This is a genomic window from Alteromonas sp. Cnat2-8 (assembly GCF_022348355.1).
Lineage (GTDB): Bacteria > Pseudomonadota > Gammaproteobacteria > Enterobacterales > Alteromonadaceae > Alteromonas > Alteromonas macleodii.
Genome location: NZ_JAKREX010000005.1, coordinates 152,557 through 171,865, shown reverse-complemented (window position 1 = coordinate 171,865; position 19,309 = coordinate 152,557). Strand labels below are relative to the sequence as shown.

Genomic DNA, 19,309 nt, shown 5'->3' with positions numbered 1-19,309 from the left:
TTAAGAAAGTAATACGCTACAGTGAATGTCAATTGACAGTATTGCCATAGCGAAACATCCAAAAACAAGGATGGAAGGAATAAATAGAATGATACAGCAGTTTAAGGTTTTCCCATCTCAACCTACAGGTAAAGCACTGTTTATCGGTGTATTTGCGCTTTTCACCTGCGTATTATCGGCGTGTAGTAGCGCGCCTCGTTCGCTGACATACTACTTACTTCACACCACGGGTGACAGTGCATATACCGTAAACAAAGCATCAACGGCTGTTGTAATAGATAAGATAACCCTACCGGAATATCTCAAACACCGTGGGCTTGTGTACCAAACCAGTGACACCAACTTGCATATCTCAACCAGTCACTTATGGGCCGAACCTGTAGACGAAGGGCTTACTAAGGCGCTAACCAGCGCGTTAGCATCAAAGCAAGTGTCATTGCTTCGCCCCGATCACTACGCAAGTGAAGAAGCCATTCATATGGCGTTGCACCTCAATGATTTTGTCAGCACCTATGAAGGGGAAGTTATTCTATCTGGCCAATATGTGATTACTCACGTGGAAGGCCAAACGCAAAGCTATCCATTTTTATTCAAAACGCCCCTTGAAGATGATGGATTTTCTCCAAGTATCAAAGCAATGAGAAATACTATCCAACAACTCGCAGAAGATATTAGAAAAACTGTGACAAAATCTGTTTAATCATGTTCGGCGCTCTCAAGCAATACGTATTTAGTGGCGTAAGCCGTCACTACAAGGATGAAACCAACAGACGCATTATGGTGGTGAACCTTTTTGCGGCAGTGGGTATGTCTATCACGTTCTTGCTTGGCTCTAGGGCTTTTATTGACGGTGAATATTCTCTTTCAACTACGCTCTATACTGCCAGTGTAGTATTTGCTATTTCACAGCGCTTACAAGTTCGGTTTGCGTCAGCCAAAGCTCGTACATGGTCTATAACACTTCTCATTATCTGTTTAATGGTACTGACTCTCCTGCTGCTGATTACCGGTGGAAAAGACAATACCGGTCCCCTTTGGATTTACTTGGTGCCGCCAGTCACTATGTTTTTTGCAGGCTTTGTCAGAGGCCTCATCGCACTTATTGCCTATACGCTAGTTAGCGCCATCGTGCTGTTCGCCTTCAATGACGCTTCATTTGTAGCAAACTACACCTACGCGTTTAAAACTCGTTTACTGTATTCTTTTTTAACCGTTTCATTTCTGTCGGCGTTTTATGAGTACAGTAGACAAAAGAGTTACGACACAGCACTTTATTTAAGTGAGCAGTTTGAGCGCCAGGCCAAGCATGACCACTTAACTCAGTTATTAAACCGGCGAGGTGCGCAGCAGTGTCTAGAGCGCGAGTACGCAAGAATGCTGAGAAGCAAACGTAAATTTTCAGTCGCCATTGCAGATATTGACCGCTTTAAAAGTATTAATGACACCTTAGGCCATGAACAAGGTGACGAGGTCCTTCGTCAGATTTCAAAAGTGTTTAGTTCTCGTCTGCGAGGACAAGATATTCTCGCACGGTGGGGTGGCGAAGAATTCATGTTCATCTTTACCGATACTGATGAAGCGGGTGCTGTAAATGCCTTGGAAAATATTCGAGATATTTTGAACAACGCACCGCTTAATATTAACGGTAGCGAGATCCATGTAACGAGTAGTTTCGGGGTGAGCGAAGTAAATCCCGATATAGATATTTCCTGCGCCGTTCGTCGAGCAGACCAAGCACTTTACTATGCCAAAGATAATGGTCGAGATTTCGTGTGTGAATTTTCGTCGTTGAGCTCCCCCTCTTTTTCGGAAAACTAAACCAATTTCCCTGTTTAAATCAGTACGGATAACTGACTTTACACAAAATTGACTCATGTTTAGTTACATTTGCGCTGTATTCCTGAAACACTTTAGCGCTACACTATGTAAAGTATTCGCTATAAAAGTAGATTTAGCCATGAAATGGATGAAAGTTGCACTGCCTATTGGTGTTTTATTAGTAGGCTACTTAGGTATGAAAGGAATCGAAGCCTCTGCCTCTGATAATACTATTACAGAAGAAGTTGATACCCGCCCAACGGTGACTATTGAAGCTTTATCGCCAGAAGACGTGCGCGTTCAACTTACCTCGTATGGCGAAATAACGCCCCTTGAAACCACAAACCTTGCAGCTCAGGTATCGGGAGAAGTTGAGCGCTGGAACCCTAAGTTTGTGAGCGGCGGTCTGGTTCGACGTGGCGAAACCTTATTTGAAATAGAAGCTGACGCATATGAAGCGGCATTGTTGCTGGCTGAAGCTAACCTCGCTAGCGCGCAAGCACAGCTTATCCAAGAGCAAGCCCAAGCTGATGTCGCTGCCAAAGAAGCGAAAACGATGCCTAACGCACGGGTTACTGACCTTTACCTTCGCAAACCTCAAGTGATGAGTGCGCAAGCTGGCGTAAAATCAGCTGAAGCGCAGCTTAAAATCGCAAAGCGTGACTTAGACAACTGTAAGGTAAAAGCACCATACGATGCACTTATAGTATCTAGAGATATCAGCACTGGTGACTATGTAACTCAAGGCACGCCAGTCGCTGTCATTAACAACATCGAATACGCTGAAGTAACCTTCCCTGTAGCCGGCTTTGACCGTGTTTTTCTAGCAGACAACACCATTGGTAGTGAAATCGCCATCGAAGTAGATGATGTGCAGGGCGCTACTGTAAAAGGTACCATTCACCGTGATACGGGTGTGGTAGATAACACCACGCGTATGAGCTATTTCGTTGCCCGTATTGAAGATCCTTACGCCATCAATTCGTCGAAGCCTATCGTAAAGTTTGGTTCGTATAGCACAATCGCATTTGAAGGAAAAACCCTTAGCGACGTATACCGCGTACCTCAAGAGTTGGTAACCAATCGATTGTTGTGGACGTTAGATGACGAAGACAGATTAAAATCGCAAAAGGTTAAAGTTGTTCGCGAAGAAAATGGCGACTTCCTTATTCAAGGCGATTTCAATGCCAAAAAAGTCGTGATGAGTTTGCCCGAATATCCTCAAAACGGTATGCCTGTTAAGGTCATTGAGACCACGACCGAAATTGTGACAGCAAAAGCGAACTAAGGAGCTGTCATGGAAAACCACAACGATACACAAACCGGCATTATTTCTTGGTTCGCCAGAAACTCCGTGGCCGCCAACCTACTGATGATTTTTATCATCATCATGGGGATAGCGAGCTATTTCACTATTCAGCGTCAGATGTTTCCAAACATCGAAATAAACTACATCACCGTTGAAGCCAACTACCCTGGTGCTTCACCTCAAGAGATTGAAGAGAGTATTTTCATTAAAGTTGAGGAAGCAGTAAAAGACATTACTGAGATTAAGCGTACGGTTTCACGTGCATTTCGCGGTGGCGGTGCAGTTACACTGGAAATTGACACTAAAGCTGAATTAACAGATGTACTTGATAAGGTGAAGCTTCGCGTTGACAGTATTGCCACCTTCCCCGCTGGCATGGAGCCGGTTAATGTTTCCCAAGTAGAGTTCCAGCAGCAAGTTATTGAAATGCCTATTGTCGGTGACTTGCCTTTATCAGAACTCAAAGTGCTGGCAAAAGAGGTGGAAGATGAGCTTCTACAACTTGGCTCTATCTCTTTGGTTGAAGCCAATACGCCGGACGATGAAATTGCCATTGAAATTAAACCTGATACGCTTAGGAAGTACGGCTTAACTATTGCCGATGTCACACAGGCAATTAATAGTTACTCTGCCAACATTTCCGCAGGTCAGCTTAGAACTAACTCAGGTATCGTATCGGTACGTGTTGAAAACCAGTACTACAGCGGCGATGAGTTTAAGCAAATCCCTATTAAAATTGGCACAGGCGGCGCTAAGGTAACCTTGGGCGATGTCGCTTATATCAACGATGGATTTGTTGAAGGTGAACGCTACTTTAAATACAACGGCATGAACGCTATCTACATTGCCGTTAAAGCCACTAAAACCCAAAACACCATTCCTGTAGCCGAAACCGTAAAAGCCTATATTGATCAGAAAAACGAAAGCCTTCCTCAAGGAGTAAGCCTAGAAATTCTGGTTGATATGACCTATTACCTTAACGCTCGTTTAGACATGATGTTGTCGAACCTGGTTCAAGGCTCAATTCTAGTGGCGCTAATGTTAACCCTGTTCTTGCGCTTTAGGCTTGCCGTGTGGGTTATGGTTGGTTTACCGGTATGTTTCCTTGGTGCCATGATGCTAATGCCTTTGTTTGGTGTAAGCATAAACATCCTTTCGCTGTTCGCATTTATCATGGTACTGGGTATTGTGGTTGATGATGCGATCGTTATTGGCGAGAGTGCTTACACCGAAATTGAAAGCAAAGGTGGCGGTGTTGACAATGTAATCCGCGGTGCCAAGCGCGTAGCTACGCCCGCCACATTCGGTGTTTTAACCACTATCGCCGTGTTTGCTCCGTTTACGCTAAGCAGCGGGCCTGAAGGCGCGTTCTTCTATAATATCGCTGTTGTCGTAATCTTGTGTTTAGCATTCAGTCTAGTTGAATCTAAGCTCATTCTGCCGGCCCACTTAGCCCACACTAAATTTTCCCCAGTTAAACAAAATAGCTGGCGGTCGCGTTTTAACAAGCGATTCTTTGCTTTTGTTAACGGTCCTTACAAGCGTTCTCTAGCGAAAGCGATTGAATGGCGCTGGGCTGTACTCATGATGTTCGTCGCAATGCTAATGCTAAGTATGGGGCTTATTGGTGCTAATTACGTAAGAATGGTCCCCAATCCGAAAGTACCTCATGACTTCCCAAGCGTTAAAATAGAGATGAATGAAAACGTCTCAGATTTAGCAACCATTAACGCGTTAAAAATTGTTGAGCAAACAATCTTAGACGTTGAAGAACAAATCATCGATGAGTTTGGTCAAGGCATGATAAGAGACCGCCTGGCGTTTAACGATGACAGAACTGAAGGCCGTATTTTAACGCCGTTAGTTAATGAAGAAGACCGCCCTATTGACACGTTTGAGCTTGCTCGTCGCTGGCGCGAAGCCATTCCTGAAATTACCGGCATGAAATCATTTACCGTAGTTGATGACGTAAACGGTGATGGTGATGACGGCGAATTTGGTTATTTACTCTTTGGCCCTGATATCGACACCCTAAACGCAGCAGGTCTTAAGTTTATTGAAATGCTGCAGCAGCAAGAGGGCTTGTTTGACGTTAGCTCAACTATCGACCCTCCAAGCAAAGAAGTACAAATGACATTGCTTCCAGTTGCGTACGACTTGGGTCTTACTTTATCTAATATCGCTTCTCAAGTAGGTGCAGGCTTCTACGGCGGCGAGGCACAACGTGTTATTCGAAACGGTGAAGAAGTGAAAGTAATGGTGCGCTACCCAGAACTTACCCGCGAACGCTTCGCCGACTTGAAGTACTCTTTGATCACCACGCCTAATGGTCAGGAAGTTATGCTGGGTGACGTTGTGGCCTTAGAGGAGAAACCAGGTATAAGCTACATTCGCCGTGAAGGTGGATACCGTAGCGTTTACATTTGGGGCAATATCGATGAAGAAAAGATTGAGCCAAACGAAGTGGTCACTGAAATTAGAGAGAAGCTACTTCCTCAATTAAAAGAGTCGTTCCCGTCGGTTATGACTGAACTTGGTGGTGACATTGAGGAGCAGCAAGCGCAACAGAATGAGCAGATATTGTTTTTCTTAGCTGCCATGATCATGGTGTATATCCTTCTTGCTGTACCACTTAAAAGCTATGGGCAACCACTTATTATCATGTCGGTTATCCCGTTTAGTTTTACAGGCGCAGTCTTCGGCCACTTTGTGCTGGGCTTAGACTTATCTATGATGTCTAACTTTGGCCTAATCGCTGCTGCGGGGGTTGTTATCAATGACTCACTAGTCATGACTGACTTTGTGAACCAGCGCCGTGCACAAGGCTACAGCATTAAAGAAGCGGTGACCGAAGCTGGTACCGCGCGCTTCCGAGCGATTACGTTAACCTCAATCACTACGTTTGTGGGCGTACTGCCCATTATGTTTGAAACAAGCCTACAGGCAGCGTTTGTTGTACCAATGGCTGCAGCACTCGGCTTTGCAGTACTTTACGCTACGCTTGTAACGCTTATATTGGTGCCGTGCTTGTACTTAATATTGCTTGATTTACGTGGTCCGTTTACGTTTATTAAGCGCAAGATTGTACGCAAAAAGCCTACTAAGGGTGACGACGGCAATAGTACTTCACACACACATGTACCTCAGCCAAGTGCATCGATGGACTAGCTTTTATCGCTGAGAAAAGCTACAAACACCTAACTGTTTTAAAATGAGCCTTTATTGGCTCATTTTTTTTGATTATTTATGATGGGAGTCACCATGAGCAACGCCATTTCAATAAGACCCGCCACGCCTGAGGATATTTCACAAATTCGCCAGTTCATTCTGGAACTTGCTATTTATGAAAAAGCAGAGCATGAAGTAGAAGCAGATGAAGAAGCGCTATTAAAAACATTATTCGGAGAAGGCGCAACCGCGCATTGTGTAATGTGTGAAAGCGATGACGCACCTATTGGTTTCGCTGTGTATTTCTTTAATTACTCAACGTGGCAAGGACGCAATGGTCTCTACCTTGAAGATTTGTATGTTTCACCAAAATCACGTGGCCTGGGTGCAGGGAAAGCGTTATTGCAACACTTAGCTAAAACAGCGGTAGAAAACGACTGCGGGCGTTTCGAATGGAGCGTTTTAGATTGGAACAAACCAGCTATCGATTTTTACGAGTCACTTGGCGCTAAACCAAAGAGTGAATGGTTAGGCTATCGTATGGATGGACAGACACTTATCGACTTTGCAAAGCAAGGCGAATAGAGCACAAAGCCTCTAAATACAAAGTGCAAAGATAAAAAAAGCCACTCGCTTTCGCGAATGGCTTTTAAACAATATTTTAAAACTGACGGTTAATTTAGAAAGAACCAATCAGTGATAGACGCGCATTAATTGGCGCACCTACTGTTACCTGATGCGTAGAGTGTGCATTCGGGAAGTAAAGCGTATCAGTCAAGTTTTCAACGTTTAACTGAAGGCGCATTTTGTCGCTAAGCGTGTAGTAAGCAGACGCATCAACACGCGTATAGCTAGGTAGTACAGGCGATGAAGCACTTGTCGATACCTTACTTTCGTCCTGATATGTAGCACCAATGCCGAAGCCAAATACTTCATTCACTTCGTAGGTTGTCCACACAGACATCGTATTTTCAGGCAGCTCACGAAGCTCTACGCCACTTGCGTTTTCGCCGTCAAGGTTGCTGTAGTTTGCAGTAATATACCACTTGTCTGTGATATAACCTTGCAGCTGTAGCTCAAAACCAGATACATCTGAGTCAACTTCAACAAAGCTTTCAGGGTCATTCGGGTCGTTATCCAATGACGTCTGCTCGTTCTCAAAGATAGCTGCTGTAAAGCTCATGCTGTCGTTGAAGTCCCACTTAACACCAATTTCTTGGTTCGTGAACGTGTCTGGATCTAGCGCGTTTGCGTCGCCATTAATATTCGCATATTGCTCGCCGCTGCGTGGCAAGAATGACTCACTGTAGCTAGCGTATATAGAGATATTTTTCTGTGGCTTATACACTAGGCCTGCACGCGGTGACACTTCTTCGTCTTTTCTGCTGCGTGTCTCTAAAACTTCAGGGTCCGCGTTGAATACTTCAATATCGAAGCTGTCAAAACGTGCACCTAGTACAAGGTCGAAGTTGTCTGATAGTGCAATTTCATCTTGAACATAGAAAGAGTATACATCCAAGTCTACATGCGTATCGTCGTTCAAGTCAGAGAAGTCTGCTGTAACTGTTACGCCTTCAGCATTTGTACCAGTTAAACCACGGAAGCTTAACGGACGTGAAATATTAAACGTTTCTCTATCACCGTCAGTGGAATCAAACACAGGGTTGTAACGATCTTGGTTTGACTTGGTATTAATAACCTCACCACCGAAGATAACCGTGTGCCCAATGCTTCCCGTTTCAAATTCGCCAACTAGGTTAGAAGACAAGATCATGTTTTCACGCTGCGTAGTATCAACGTATCCGTCTAGCGTTACTTGCTCAGTCTCAGCGTTATAACCTGCCGCATAAAAGGTCGAGTAAACTTTGTCATAGTCACCGTAAAAAGCGTTGAAGTTACCTTTCAGGTTATCTGAGAAAGTGTGCTCAACGTTTGCACGGAACACGTCAGCGCCCAATGTTTGGTAATTGTTATCTGGATCGCCAAACACGATTTCTTCAAACGCTTCAACTGGCTCGCCGTTGGCTGTTGGCACACCGCGGTCAATAAAGCGCTCGTGGTCGATATATTCATACGACACATCAACAATTGTGTCATCGCTTAACTCAAAGCGTGCCGTTGGGTTGAAGCCGTAACGATCTCCGTAAAAGAAGTCGCGATGATTATCTAAGCTTTCGTACATGGCGTTAATGCGCAGGGCCGACTTATCGCCCGTGTCAACATTGGTGTCTAACTGTAAGTTGTATGCACCAAACGTATTAGCAGATACGTTGTAGTTTACAAACTTATCGCTCGTTTTCGCTTTCTTAGATACACGATTTAAGATACCGCCCGTACCACCGCGACCGAATAGCAATGCATTTGGACCACGAAGAATTTCTACCTGTTCAACATTGTAAAGTGCACGGTAGTATTGAACGTCATCACGGTTACCATCTAAGTAGAAATCTGCAGTAGAGCGCACACCACGGAATACTACCGAGTCGCGGTGACCTTCACCTTGCGATGTATTAACACCTGGTGCGTAGTCAATAATTTGTCCAATGCTAGTAATACCGCGAGCCGTTATTTCTTCAGCCGTAATAATCGACAAGCTCTGTGGCACGTCGATAATAGGTGTAGGGCTTTTAATTGAGTTGGACTGGTTAACCGAAAGGTACTTCCCTTTCACCGTTAGTCTCTCAATATCTTCCATATCAGCAGCAAAAGTTGCTGGGCTTAGAATTATCGCAGCAGCAATACTCGTAAGTTTGAATTTCAAAATTGCTCTCCAAGTGTTCTGTAAGTGTTGTGTGTTTACTTTTAAAAATCTGTAAAACCCTATTATCACGACCCGGCTTTCTGCCGAACTTTGCAATTGCAAATAATAATAGTTGTTATTTTTGGTCGGGATATTATAAAAATTTAGAACAAATGACGAGAGCAAAAGCGACAAAATTTAAAAACTCTTTATAAATTTTCTTAATTTATTAGATGAATAAGACTCAAATTGCACCAAAATAGACTAAAGAATAAGCAGGTGAATATATTTCGTACGATTGTAGAGGAGCATATTGCAGGTGTCGGAGGACGAGCGACAGGGAGAACAAACAGCTAAGTGAAAAGGTATTTACTGGCTACATCATCTGAAGTGTAGTCCGTTTGAATCAAGAGGGATCTGTGAAGTTAGCGCGAAGACGGATAAGCGGAAAAAATGTTTGGGAAGTAAAAGTTCAATGGCCCTTCAATACTGAAAGAGCCTTGAACAAACTCATTGATATAGCCTGCCAACTACACAACAGCATAGCGGCTTAAAATCAAAGCCACTGTGTGTTTTGCTAAGCTCTTCTTATCGTTATCGCTGAGGGAATCTTCAATTTTGAACAGCTGAGGCCAAAAGCACTGCCCTTTTACTAAGCTATCAATTTCATCGACAACCCGATCCAAGTCGTCAAACGCGAGTTTATTGTCGGCTTTGGCATCCTTTAACCAGCGGTGCATAGCCGTCTCTTGGGCTTTTAATTGCGCAACTTCATCTTTTAGCTTTTCCGGCTCGTAGAAGAAGTGGCCAATCGCAACCCGAGCTAAATCGAGGTGTGATTCACTCACCATAAACTCAATGTCTTGCAAAATAAGGTCTTCTAGCTGCTCGTCTAGCGGAAGCGTAGCATCGTACTTTTTATTAATATTTAAAATAGCCGTTTGCCACTGCTGCGTAACCAAATGCATCACCAGCTCTTCTTTTGTAGAAAAGTGATTGTACACAGTGCGCTTTGACACATTTGCCAGTTCAGCCAGCTTATCCATGCTTGTGCCGTTAACGCCAAACTCTTGGAATGCCTGTGTTGCCGCCTGAATAATGGCTTCGCGTTTGATGTCGCTACGCGTACGTGTGTTGCCTACCATATGGAAATTCTCAAAATTAGTTATCCGCTACATTAACCCGATCATTTTACACCGAACAGTTTACTTTTCAATGTGACCGCACTAAAATGCACTCACCAGTTTACTTTAGGTAATGACTATCTTTGCTGCCGTTGTGCATATCATCACTACCTTGGTTTACACATCTATACTTTAATTACCCTGACTATGGATTACATACACCTATGTCCATGATGCGATTCTCTCACATTTTATTTTTAAGCGTTTTATCGGTTTTCACTTTAAGTGCATGTTCTTCCGAAGAGCCTGCCGAGCAACAAGCAAACGTTGCACCTCGTTATGTCAAACTCGCTACGGTTAGCAACATTCCAGATTTTGACGAATTCACCTTCCCTGCCGTTGTATCGGCAGTGAAAACCGTCGATTTAAGCTTTGAAGTTTCAGGCCGCCTTATCCAGACCGACTTGGTGACAGGCAGTGATATCAATAAAGGCAAGTTACTGGCCACTATTGATCGTAAACCATTCGAAAGACGCGTGGACGAGTCTACGACACGACTTGATCAGGCTAAACGAGAGCTTGATAGAATTGAGAAAATGTTCGCTCAAAAGCTAGTTGCACAGAGCTCTCTGGATACTGCAAAAACATCTTACGAACTAGCGGTTATCGACTTAAAAAATGCAGAGCAAGATTTGAGCTACACACAGCTTTATGCTCCTTTTGATGCAAAGGTATCTCAACGACTTGTTGAAAATAACAGTTTTGTTGCCGCAGGTACGCCGATTGCTCGCCTGCAAGATGTGTCTAAAATATACTTCAACATAAATGTTCCTGAGCGCTTACTTACTGCCAATATTGGCCGTGGGATAAAACAAGCCAGCGCCACATTAGCCACCAATCGCAGCCAGTGGTACCCGGTGAACTATGTAGAGCACTCTACTCAACCCGACCCTGTGTCGCAAACTTATGAAGTGGTGTTTGCCATGGAGCCTCGCGAAGAACTACCGTTAACGCCAGGCGCCCGCGCAGTGGTAAAAGTCAGCCTACAAGGTAGTCTGTATCCAGAGGGCTTTGTTGTGCCTGTAAGATCACTTGTGGGTAACAAGGACTCTGGCTTTGCCGTATGGGTATACAACGAAGAAACGAATGCAGTAACAAAGCGAGCTGTAAATGTTAAGCATATTGAAAATGAACTAGCAATTATCGAAGGTAAAAGCCAAGGTGAAATCACTCTTGGCCAGCAAGTGGTTGCTGCTGGAGCAACACAAATGCGTGCAGACATGAAAGTACTTCCTTACCAAGGAGAGAAGTAATTTATGGATATCGCACGCTATTCAATTGATAAGCCCGTCAACATTTGGCTAATGGTAGTCATCCTGCTTTTAGGCGGCATTTTGGCTATGAGCAAAATTGGTCGCTTAGAAGACCCTGCGTTTACCATCAAACAGGTAAAGGTATACACCAACTATCCTGGAGCCAGTGCTGAAAAGGTAGAACGTGAAGTCACTGAACGCTTGGAAATTGCCATTCAGCAAATGCCGCAGTTAAAGGAAGTGACGTCAGTTTCATCGCCGGGCCTTTCCGAAATTACCGTTGAAGTTAAGAGTACTTACGACAGTAACCTCTTACCACAGATATGGGATGAGTTGAGAAAGCGACTTCGCGACACCGCAAGCTCGTTGCCAACGGGTGCACAAAACCCAGTGGTATTTGATGATTTCGGTGACGTTTACGGGCTTTATTACGCGTTAAGTGCACCTGATTTCGATACCCGGGAGCTTCGAGAATTCGCCCGAATTATTCGACGTGACCTGCTTACTACAGAAGGCGTTGCCAAAGTAAATGTCACTGGCGTTCAAAAAGAACAGATAGTGGCCTATATCAACCCTTATCAACTCGCGGGCTTAGGCATTTCATTTCCTGATCTCGCCTCTCTTTTTGAAGACAACCTGCGCCCGTTCAACGGCGGCCGTATTAAAGTTGACGAAAAAAATGTGCGCCTAATTGTAGAGCGCGCGCCAGACAGACTAGAAGAAATATCTAATCTGTCAGTGGTAGTGCCTGGCACAAACCGTTCCCTTCGGGTTGCTGATATTGCCACGCTAAAGTTAGAGCCTGCCGACATACAGCCCGTTCATGTACGCTACAACGGCGAAGAAGCACTTACGCTTTCAGTATCAGCGTTGACCGACGTTAACATTGTTGATGTGGGCGAGCGTGTTAACGCAAAAGTAGAAAAGCTGCTTCAAGAACTGCCTGTCGGTATTACGCTTACGCCTATTTACGATCAGGCCTCAGTCGTCGACGAATCGGTTACTGGCTTTATAAATAACCTCGTTATGTCGGTGGCGGTTGTTACCTTAACGCTATGTTTGTTCATGGGATGGCGCTCAGGCGTGGTAGTTGGCTCTGTGCTACTTGTCACCGTACTAGGTACTATTCTAATCATGTGGCTTATGGATATTCAGCTTCAAAGGATATCACTTGGTGCCATGGTTATCGCCATGGGTATGCTGGTAGATAACGCTATCGTAGTTGCTGAGGGGATGATGCTGCGCATGGCCACCGGCTCTACAGCCAAAGAATCAGCCAGCTTTATTGTTAAGCGTACACAGTGGCCTTTACTTGGCGCAACCGTTATCGGTATTGCGGCTTTTTCAGGCATAGGCCTTTCAAACGATGCTACAGGCGAGTTTCTTTATTCATTGTTTGCCGTAGTGTTGGTTTCCCTCATGATAAGTTGGGTATTAGCGGTAACCTTGGTGCCCGTGCTTGGCGCGTATTTTTACCGCAAAGGTATTGGGCAAACCACAGGTAACGAACTCTCTGCATCGCAACGCTGGTTTAAGCGTGCACTTTTAGGCGCACTTAAGCTTCGTTGGGTAACCATTGGTGCACTGTTTGTTATTACTATCGTGGCTTATGGAAGTTTTGGCATGGTAAAACAAGGCTTCTTCCCTCCGTCAAACGCGCCGCTGTTCTTTGTGCATTATTGGGGCCCGCAAGATAGAGATATACGTGCCACTGAAGTCATTGCAAAAGAAGCTGAAGCTCGTATTTTGGGAATGGAAAACGTCACGGCTGTAACCACCTTTATAGGGCAAGGCGCCGATCGTTTCACCCTCACTTATGCACCTAAAAGTGCTAACGAAAACTATGCCTTTTTCATGGTTCGTGCGAATGAACTTGATAATATTCCGGCTATTCAAAGCGCGCTTGCGAGTAAGCTTACCGACCTAGACTTCGACGCTAGCTTTTATATGGAGCGCATGCAGTTTGGCCCCGGCTCTGGTGCAAAACTTGAGGCCCGTTTTTCAGGCCCAGATACTGAAATACTTCGCGAACTGGCGGATGAAGCCAAAGCACTGCTTTTTGCTGACGGACAAGTGAAAGACGTTCGACATAACTGGCGTGAAAAAGGCTTTGCTATTAATACGCAATTTGACAACTACAACGCAGGGATTGCTGGCGTTTCGCATAGTGACTTTAGCCAGACTATACAGTATGCAAGTAGCGGCGTTCAGCTAGGTACGGTGCAAGACGGTGATTATGCTTACAACATTATTGCAAAGATGGGTAAGGCAGAAGATACCGAGCTTCAATCAATACGTGAATCACAAGTATGGTCTACGCAACAGCGCCAATATGTGCCTTTCACGCAGGTATCTCAGGGCTTGGAGTTAATGACCGAAGAAATGCGTATTCACCGTCGCGACCGCGTTCGCACCATTACGGTAGAAGCTGAGCCGGGTGACGATGAAACTGCTGCCAAAGCGTTAGCGAGAATCCGCCCACTTATTGAAGACATAGAACTTCCAGCTGGATATTCATTAGAATGGGGCGGCGAATTTGAAAGCTCTAGCGATGCACAAAAAGCGCTGGGCGCTGGCTTGCCTGCTGGCTTCCTAGTCATGTTTATTATCTCAGTGTTGCTATTCGGTCATGCTCGTCAGCCGCTGATTATCTGGCTTGTAGTACCTATGGCTATTGTTGGTGTAGTCTCTGGTCTATTAGGTACCGATATGCCGTTTGGCTTTATGTCGCTACTCGGCTTCTTAAGCTTGTTTGGCATGCTTATTAAGAACGCTATTGTACTTATTGAAGAAATTGACCTTCAGATAGAAGAAGGCTTAGCCATTCGCCAAGCGATTGTTGACGCTACGATCAGCCGTGTACGCCCTGTTTCACTGGCGGCGGTAACGACCATTTTAGGTATGGCGCCGCTGCTGTTCGACGCCTTCTTTGCCGATATGGCAGTGACCATTATGGGTGGCCTGGCCTTTGCGACGGTACTTACACTTATCGCTGTGCCCGTACTCTACAGTTTGCTGTTTAAAGTCAGCTACCGCAAAAGCTAACGCTTTAAAACTAACGGTCTCTTTACCGCAATTTATAAACGCAGGTAGAGAGACCACTCCCCTTTAAAGCGGTGTTCACTATTAATAACATACGAGTACCGACCTAACGCTTTGCCTCTACCCTACTTTGCATAAACTTCATCACATCGCGCCACGACACCATTCCTACTGGATGCCTTTTCGTGTCGATAATAGGAATGCAGGAAATTTTATGGGTATTAAAAAGCTCAATAGCCGAATAAACAGAGTCACTTGGGTTAAGTGTAATGACTTCACGAGTCATGATTTGGTGCGCTTTTTTATCCAATGTAGCGCGATCAAGCTTTCGTTCGCTTAGGGTATCTACAAAAGGACTAATCGATTTCATCAAGTCTCTGTCAGATATAATCCCCTGCAGCTTATTGTCATGCACCACGACCAAATGATGAAACCCCGTAGCAGCAAAGAGCTCGCGCAATGACTGTAAACTGTCATCCATGTGCACGCTAACCACCCGCGTAGACATAATTTTAGCAATGCTCATTAATACTCCTCGTTAATTCCAGCGCTTGGGCTTTAATTTAGTTATAGCAAGCACACGACAATTGTACTCAACATGGGTTTAAACATAGCGACACCTGATGAGGCGTTCACATGTTACGTGTACGGATTTTCTCCCATTGATACGGCCACACAGAACAAGCGTAAATCCAGCTCTAGTTGATGATAATCTGGCTCCATATAGCAGCAAAGTTTATAGAAGGCTTTATTGTGGTCTTTTTCTTTAAAGTGCGCCAGTTCATGCACTACAAGGGCTTTTAACAAGGCCTCTGGGGCATAGAGTAAATCGTTATTAATGGCCAAGTCGTGTTTGCGCGTTTTACCCTGCATACGGTAAGTATGCGTACCTAGCGCGTTAGTTATCATATCACCTTGCTTTTTAAACGCGGCGCGCCCAAACGGTGGCGCATTTTTTAAGTATCGCTTTTTTAATTCCGTCGCGTACTGATACAGCAATTTGTCGGTGGTTATATCATGGGCCTCTGGGTATTTTTTTAGTAAATAACGCTGTAGCCGATTGCTGGAAATGAGCTGTAAGGCTTGCTCCACAATAGTTGAAGGGTAGCCGTTAAAATACCGAGCATATTCATTCACGTTTTTTCTCCTTTACGTCAGGAATTATAAAGCAAATTGGAGCCGTAGACAGTGAAAGCCGCTTACAAACATTTCTGTTGAAAATAAAAAAACAGCAGTAACAATAAGTCATATTAGGAATCCCCCCTACAGTAACGACAAGCTAAATGATATGCTGGTCAAACAACGCTCGAAGATACCACTCGCATTTATCAAGCGCTCGGTTAAAAAAATAAAAAAAGCTGACTTTTCATACGTTTTCCTGTTTCTTTACTATTCTTACTGTAACCAGCAGCTCGAAAGTATGATTTTTAGGTGTTAGCAAAGACAAGCTTGAATTTGGATACGCATTGATGATTAAAAAGCCCTTCTCAGTTATCGCTATGGTGATGAGCTTCCTCATTGTTAATAGTGCGTTTGCTGAAAAAGAGAACGTAAAGGTTAGTGGTTTTGGCACCGTTGCAACAGCAACTTCCGATTCTGACAGGTATCAGTTTCGTTCAGACCGGTCTCAAGCTGAATCGGCGAAAAAAGGCGGCCTTGCATTCAAGCCTTTGAGTTTAGTTGGCGTACAGCTTGATTACAGCGTTTCTGATAACCTAGACTTTGTGGGTCAATTCGTTTATCGAGAGCAAGATGAGCAAAACCTGGATTCGATAACCCAGATGGCTTTTCTAAGATACGATATAACCCCATCGTGGCAAGTAAGAGCAGGAAGACTTGCGGCCGATATTTTTCACTTCAGTGATACCAGAGACGTGTCGATAGCCTATCCTTGGGTGAAAGTCCCCACCGAGGTTTACGGTATTGTTCCCGCAAGAAGCTTTGATGGAGGAGACATTAGCTACACTAAGCCTTACGACAACTTTAATTTATTGATTAAAGGCTTTTGGGGAAGCGGAGAGAGTGACTTTTCTAGTGACGATTACAACCCGATTAGGTTTAATAACTTACGTTCAATTGGTGTTGAATTTGTCTCATTCGACTGGAGCCTTGCTCTTAAACACACCCAAACCGAAGCGGACAATGACGACGAAGATTTAGCAGTTGTAGCTGCTTCCGTTGCGCAGCTACAGCCATTTTGGAGCGGCGCCATAGACTTTGCTAAAGAAGTAAGCCTTAAAGATACAACCATTCACTATACGTCCGTTTACTTCAACCGTTATTTTGATGCGTGGGAGCTTTCTGGCGAGCTATCATATATCGATTCAAATTCAATTGCGTTGAGACCCTCTTTTAATGGCTTCCTCAACCTCAGCTATCTTTATGGTGCGCATACATTCTACGGTTTATACTCATTTGCAAAAACAGACACATACTTTCTTAGCCAAGAGCAACCTGGCTTCCCAATAAACGAGAGCACTGCTCAACTAGCCGTTTTTGTAGAAGAAGTAGCGAGTAGCTTGGCACATCATCAACAAACACTTTCTCTCGGATGGCGTTGGGATTTGCAAGAAAACCTAGCCTTTAAAGTGCAGTTTGAGCGAACTGATGTTGAAGCTAGAGGAACTGGCCTACGCGCCAGAGATGGTCTTGTTGTAGATGATGAAGATGGGGTTGTTCACACTCTCTTTGTTGCGTTAAGTTTCAGCTTTTAGGGGGAGGAGATGACTTTTTATAAACACTTCTCACCCCTACTGGCTGTCGTGCTTGCCTTGTATAGCTTTTCCTCTGTAGCGCAATCACAAGAGAAAATCGTTGTTGTTACTAACTTAAACAATGATGTGCAGGTTTTAGATAAGAAAGGGATTATAGATCTCTTCATGGGCAAGTACTCGGCTTTCCCTAACGGTAGGCAGGCAACGCCCATCGATATAGAGCTTAATGACGAGCTAAAAGGTCAATTTTATAAATCGCTGGTGGGCCTTCCCCTTGCTCGCGTTAATGCGTATTGGTCTAGACTGAAGTTTTCTGGACGTGTTAAACCACCTGCGATAGAACAAACTATGGAAGATGTTAAACAACGGCTAGAAGACGATGAGTCAGCCTTAGCCTATGTATATGAGTCGTACGTCACCGACAAAATGAAGGTAGTGTACCGCTTTGATTAACATCCACGGCTTAGGGTTTCGTTTTTCACTCATATTAGTAGCTGCTGCTATGCTGGTAGTACTTACGACCGCCGAATTTTTTTATCGCGCTACGTATGAACACGAAATTAGTGAAGCGAACAACGATATTCAAGAACTTTACCAAACCGTTGCCGCAACGGCGTCTATCGCTGCTTTTTTAGAAGATGAAGATCTGGCAAAAGAGGCGATCAACGGCTTGGTTAAAAGTGAAAAAATACTCGCTGCGTCTATAAAAAGCGATGCAATGTATTATCAATTCAACGTGAACGATGCCATCAGCAAAGACGTCAAGCCTCGGGTATTTTTGGTGAGGCACCCATTCATTCCTGAAGACACCTTGGCTGAGGTCAATGTTTACCCTAACTTTGCCCACATTATTGAACAGGCGAAAAAAATAAGTACTGACAATAATTATTCATTGTATGTTGAAGCAGTGGTTGTCGGCATTGTTGCGTTGATAATTACCTACTACATCATAATCTCTCCTATGCTTCGCGTGGGTCGTTCACTGCATAAGATTACTCCAGGCACAAAAGAAAGAATTGAAATGCCGGAGTATCACTCCCGAAGTGAAATAGGCGAGCTGGTGCAGGACACCAATCAACTGTTAAACAAAGTCGAAGAGCAATTCACTCAAGAGCGTCAACTTAGGGAAGAAATCGAATTTCTGGAAAAGCGTTTCAGAATGCTTTTTGAAAACGCAAAGTCTGCCACTGTGTTAATGGCGGAAAATGGAATTATCGAGCTTAGAAATAAGGCCTTCAACGACTTGGTAGAAAAGATTGGCCTAGAGATAAAGCAAGGTTATGGCGAGCTACTTGAGGAGCTATTTGAAGCGCCTACTGCAATGAAAACTTCGCTTTCGGAGGCATTTGCACGCAATGAGTTTGCAACAGGTGAATATAAACTAAAATCAGAGAAAACTGACGACGCCACATGGGTTCAACTAATCGCAAGCCCTTTAGTCACTGATGATGGCGAACGCTACTATCAGCTGACGCTGAATGATATTTCTAGTCGAAAACACGAACTCCAGAAACTGGCCTTACAGGCAGACTTCGATGCACTCACAGGTATTTATAATCGCAATGGCGGTGAAAAGCTGATTGCGAAGTTAATGAGAAAAGACCACCACTTCGCTCTCGCGTTAATTGACCTGAACGGCTTCAAAGCGGTGAACGATATTTTCGGTCATGATGCGGGCGACGAAGTACTCATCTTTGTGGCTGAACAGTTACAGGAAAAAATTCGCAAAAACGATGTAGCGATACGTTGGGGCGGCGATGAGTTTGTATTATTACTTCAAGCTGAAGACGAAGTTTCCGTAAAACGCGCCATAGAAAAAGTGAATGACGGGGTGAAGCAACCTTTCTACTTTAACGGCGACCCAGAGCCAACCTTTATTTCAATGAGTGTCGGCGTTTCCTTTTTCCCTGCCATGAGCGATGACATGAATACGTTAATAAAACTGGCTGACATTGCCATGTACAAAGCGAAACAAAACAAGGTCTCAGCGCCCAATGACTATCTCTTCTTTGCTGACTCAGCATCACGTAATGGCAGCCAATAAATGTTGAAGAAAAAAAGCCGAGCAAAAATAGCTCGGC

14 protein-coding genes are annotated in these 19,309 nt (G+C 44.3%); 10 read left to right on the top strand and 4 right to left on the bottom strand.

Annotated elements, in window-relative coordinates:
- The first annotated feature begins 88 nt into the window (after nucleotides 1–88).
- From MHN00_RS14275 to MHN00_RS14255, 5 genes are all read left to right on the top strand, one after another.
- Nucleotides 89–700, top strand: coding sequence for an ABC-type transport auxiliary lipoprotein family protein (locus MHN00_RS14275; RefSeq protein WP_069943996.1), 612 nt, complete (start codon nucleotides 89–91; stop codon nucleotides 698–700).
- A 2-nt stretch (nucleotides 701–702) separates the two neighbouring features.
- Nucleotides 703–1,818, top strand: a complete 1,116-nt coding sequence (locus MHN00_RS14270; RefSeq protein ID WP_069943995.1) for a GGDEF domain-containing protein — start codon at nucleotides 703–705, stop codon at nucleotides 1,816–1,818.
- Nucleotides 1,819–1,957: 139 nt separating this feature from the next.
- Nucleotides 1,958–3,106 (top strand): efflux RND transporter periplasmic adaptor subunit, encoded by a 1,149-nt coding sequence (locus MHN00_RS14265; protein WP_014948891.1) that lies wholly within the window; start codon nucleotides 1,958–1,960, stop codon nucleotides 3,104–3,106.
- Nucleotides 3,107–3,115: 9 nt separating this feature from the next.
- Nucleotides 3,116–6,295 carry an efflux RND transporter permease subunit gene (locus tag MHN00_RS14260; RefSeq protein ID WP_069943994.1) on the top strand — a complete coding sequence of 1,060 codons (3,180 nt, stop codon included), beginning with the start codon at nucleotides 3,116–3,118 and terminating at the stop codon, nucleotides 6,293–6,295.
- A gap of 93 nt (nucleotides 6,296–6,388) precedes the next feature.
- Entirely contained in the window at nucleotides 6,389–6,880 is a 492-nt protein-coding gene (locus MHN00_RS14255; RefSeq protein ID WP_049585890.1) for a GNAT family N-acetyltransferase, read from the top strand.
- Between the two features lie 94 nt (nucleotides 6,881–6,974).
- Here the strand turns inward: MHN00_RS14255 and MHN00_RS14250 are convergent, their stop codons facing one another.
- A complete protein-coding gene (locus tag MHN00_RS14250; protein WP_049585922.1) occupies nucleotides 6,975–9,056 on the bottom strand; it encodes a TonB-dependent siderophore receptor in 2,082 nt (693 codons plus the stop codon).
- A gap of 509 nt (nucleotides 9,057–9,565) precedes the next feature.
- Nucleotides 9,566–10,180 (bottom strand): TetR/AcrR family transcriptional regulator, encoded by a 615-nt coding sequence (locus MHN00_RS14245; protein ID WP_014976048.1) that lies wholly within the window; start codon nucleotides 10,178–10,180, stop codon nucleotides 9,566–9,568.
- 209 nt (nucleotides 10,181–10,389) lie between these two features.
- On the opposite strand from MHN00_RS14245, the gene MHN00_RS14240 reads away from it, so the two are divergent.
- Together MHN00_RS14240 and MHN00_RS14235 are read left to right on the top strand one after the other, a co-directional pair.
- On the top strand, nucleotides 10,390–11,472 hold the full coding sequence (locus MHN00_RS14240; protein WP_069943993.1) for an efflux RND transporter periplasmic adaptor subunit: 1,083 nt from the start codon (nucleotides 10,390–10,392) through the stop codon (nucleotides 11,470–11,472).
- Between the two features lie 3 nt (nucleotides 11,473–11,475).
- Entirely contained in the window at nucleotides 11,476–14,517 is a 3,042-nt protein-coding gene (locus tag MHN00_RS14235) for an efflux RND transporter permease subunit (protein ID WP_069943992.1), read from the top strand.
- A 103-nt stretch (nucleotides 14,518–14,620) separates the two neighbouring features.
- On the opposite strand, the gene MHN00_RS14230 is transcribed toward MHN00_RS14235, so the two are convergent.
- Entirely contained in the window at nucleotides 14,621–15,040 is a 420-nt protein-coding gene (locus MHN00_RS14230; RefSeq protein ID WP_014948884.1) for a CBS domain-containing protein, read from the bottom strand.
- Nucleotides 15,041–15,153: 113 nt separating this feature from the next.
- The gene (locus MHN00_RS14225; protein WP_014976045.1) at nucleotides 15,154–15,651 is read right to left on the bottom strand and encodes a YgjP-like metallopeptidase domain-containing protein; all 498 of its coding nucleotides are present in this window, start codon (nucleotides 15,649–15,651) and stop codon (nucleotides 15,154–15,156) included.
- Between the two features lie 332 nt (nucleotides 15,652–15,983).
- Between MHN00_RS14225 and MHN00_RS14220 the strand changes: the two genes are divergently transcribed.
- From MHN00_RS14220 to MHN00_RS14210, 3 genes are read left to right on the top strand one after another with little or no spacing between them, the layout of a single operon-like run.
- Complete coding sequence (locus MHN00_RS14220) at nucleotides 15,984–17,228, top strand: hypothetical protein (RefSeq protein ID WP_069943991.1); 1,245 nt, start codon at nucleotides 15,984–15,986, stop codon at nucleotides 17,226–17,228.
- A 9-nt stretch (nucleotides 17,229–17,237) separates the two neighbouring features.
- Nucleotides 17,238–17,681, top strand: a complete 444-nt coding sequence (locus MHN00_RS14215) for a hypothetical protein (protein ID WP_069943990.1) — start codon at nucleotides 17,238–17,240, stop codon at nucleotides 17,679–17,681.
- Nucleotides 17,674–19,272 carry a sensor domain-containing diguanylate cyclase gene (locus MHN00_RS14210; RefSeq protein WP_069943989.1) on the top strand — a complete coding sequence of 533 codons (1,599 nt, stop codon included), beginning with the start codon at nucleotides 17,674–17,676 and terminating at the stop codon, nucleotides 19,270–19,272. Before MHN00_RS14215 ends, MHN00_RS14210 begins: the two co-directional genes overlap by 8 nt.
- The last annotated feature ends 37 nt before the right edge of the window (nucleotides 19,273–19,309 follow it).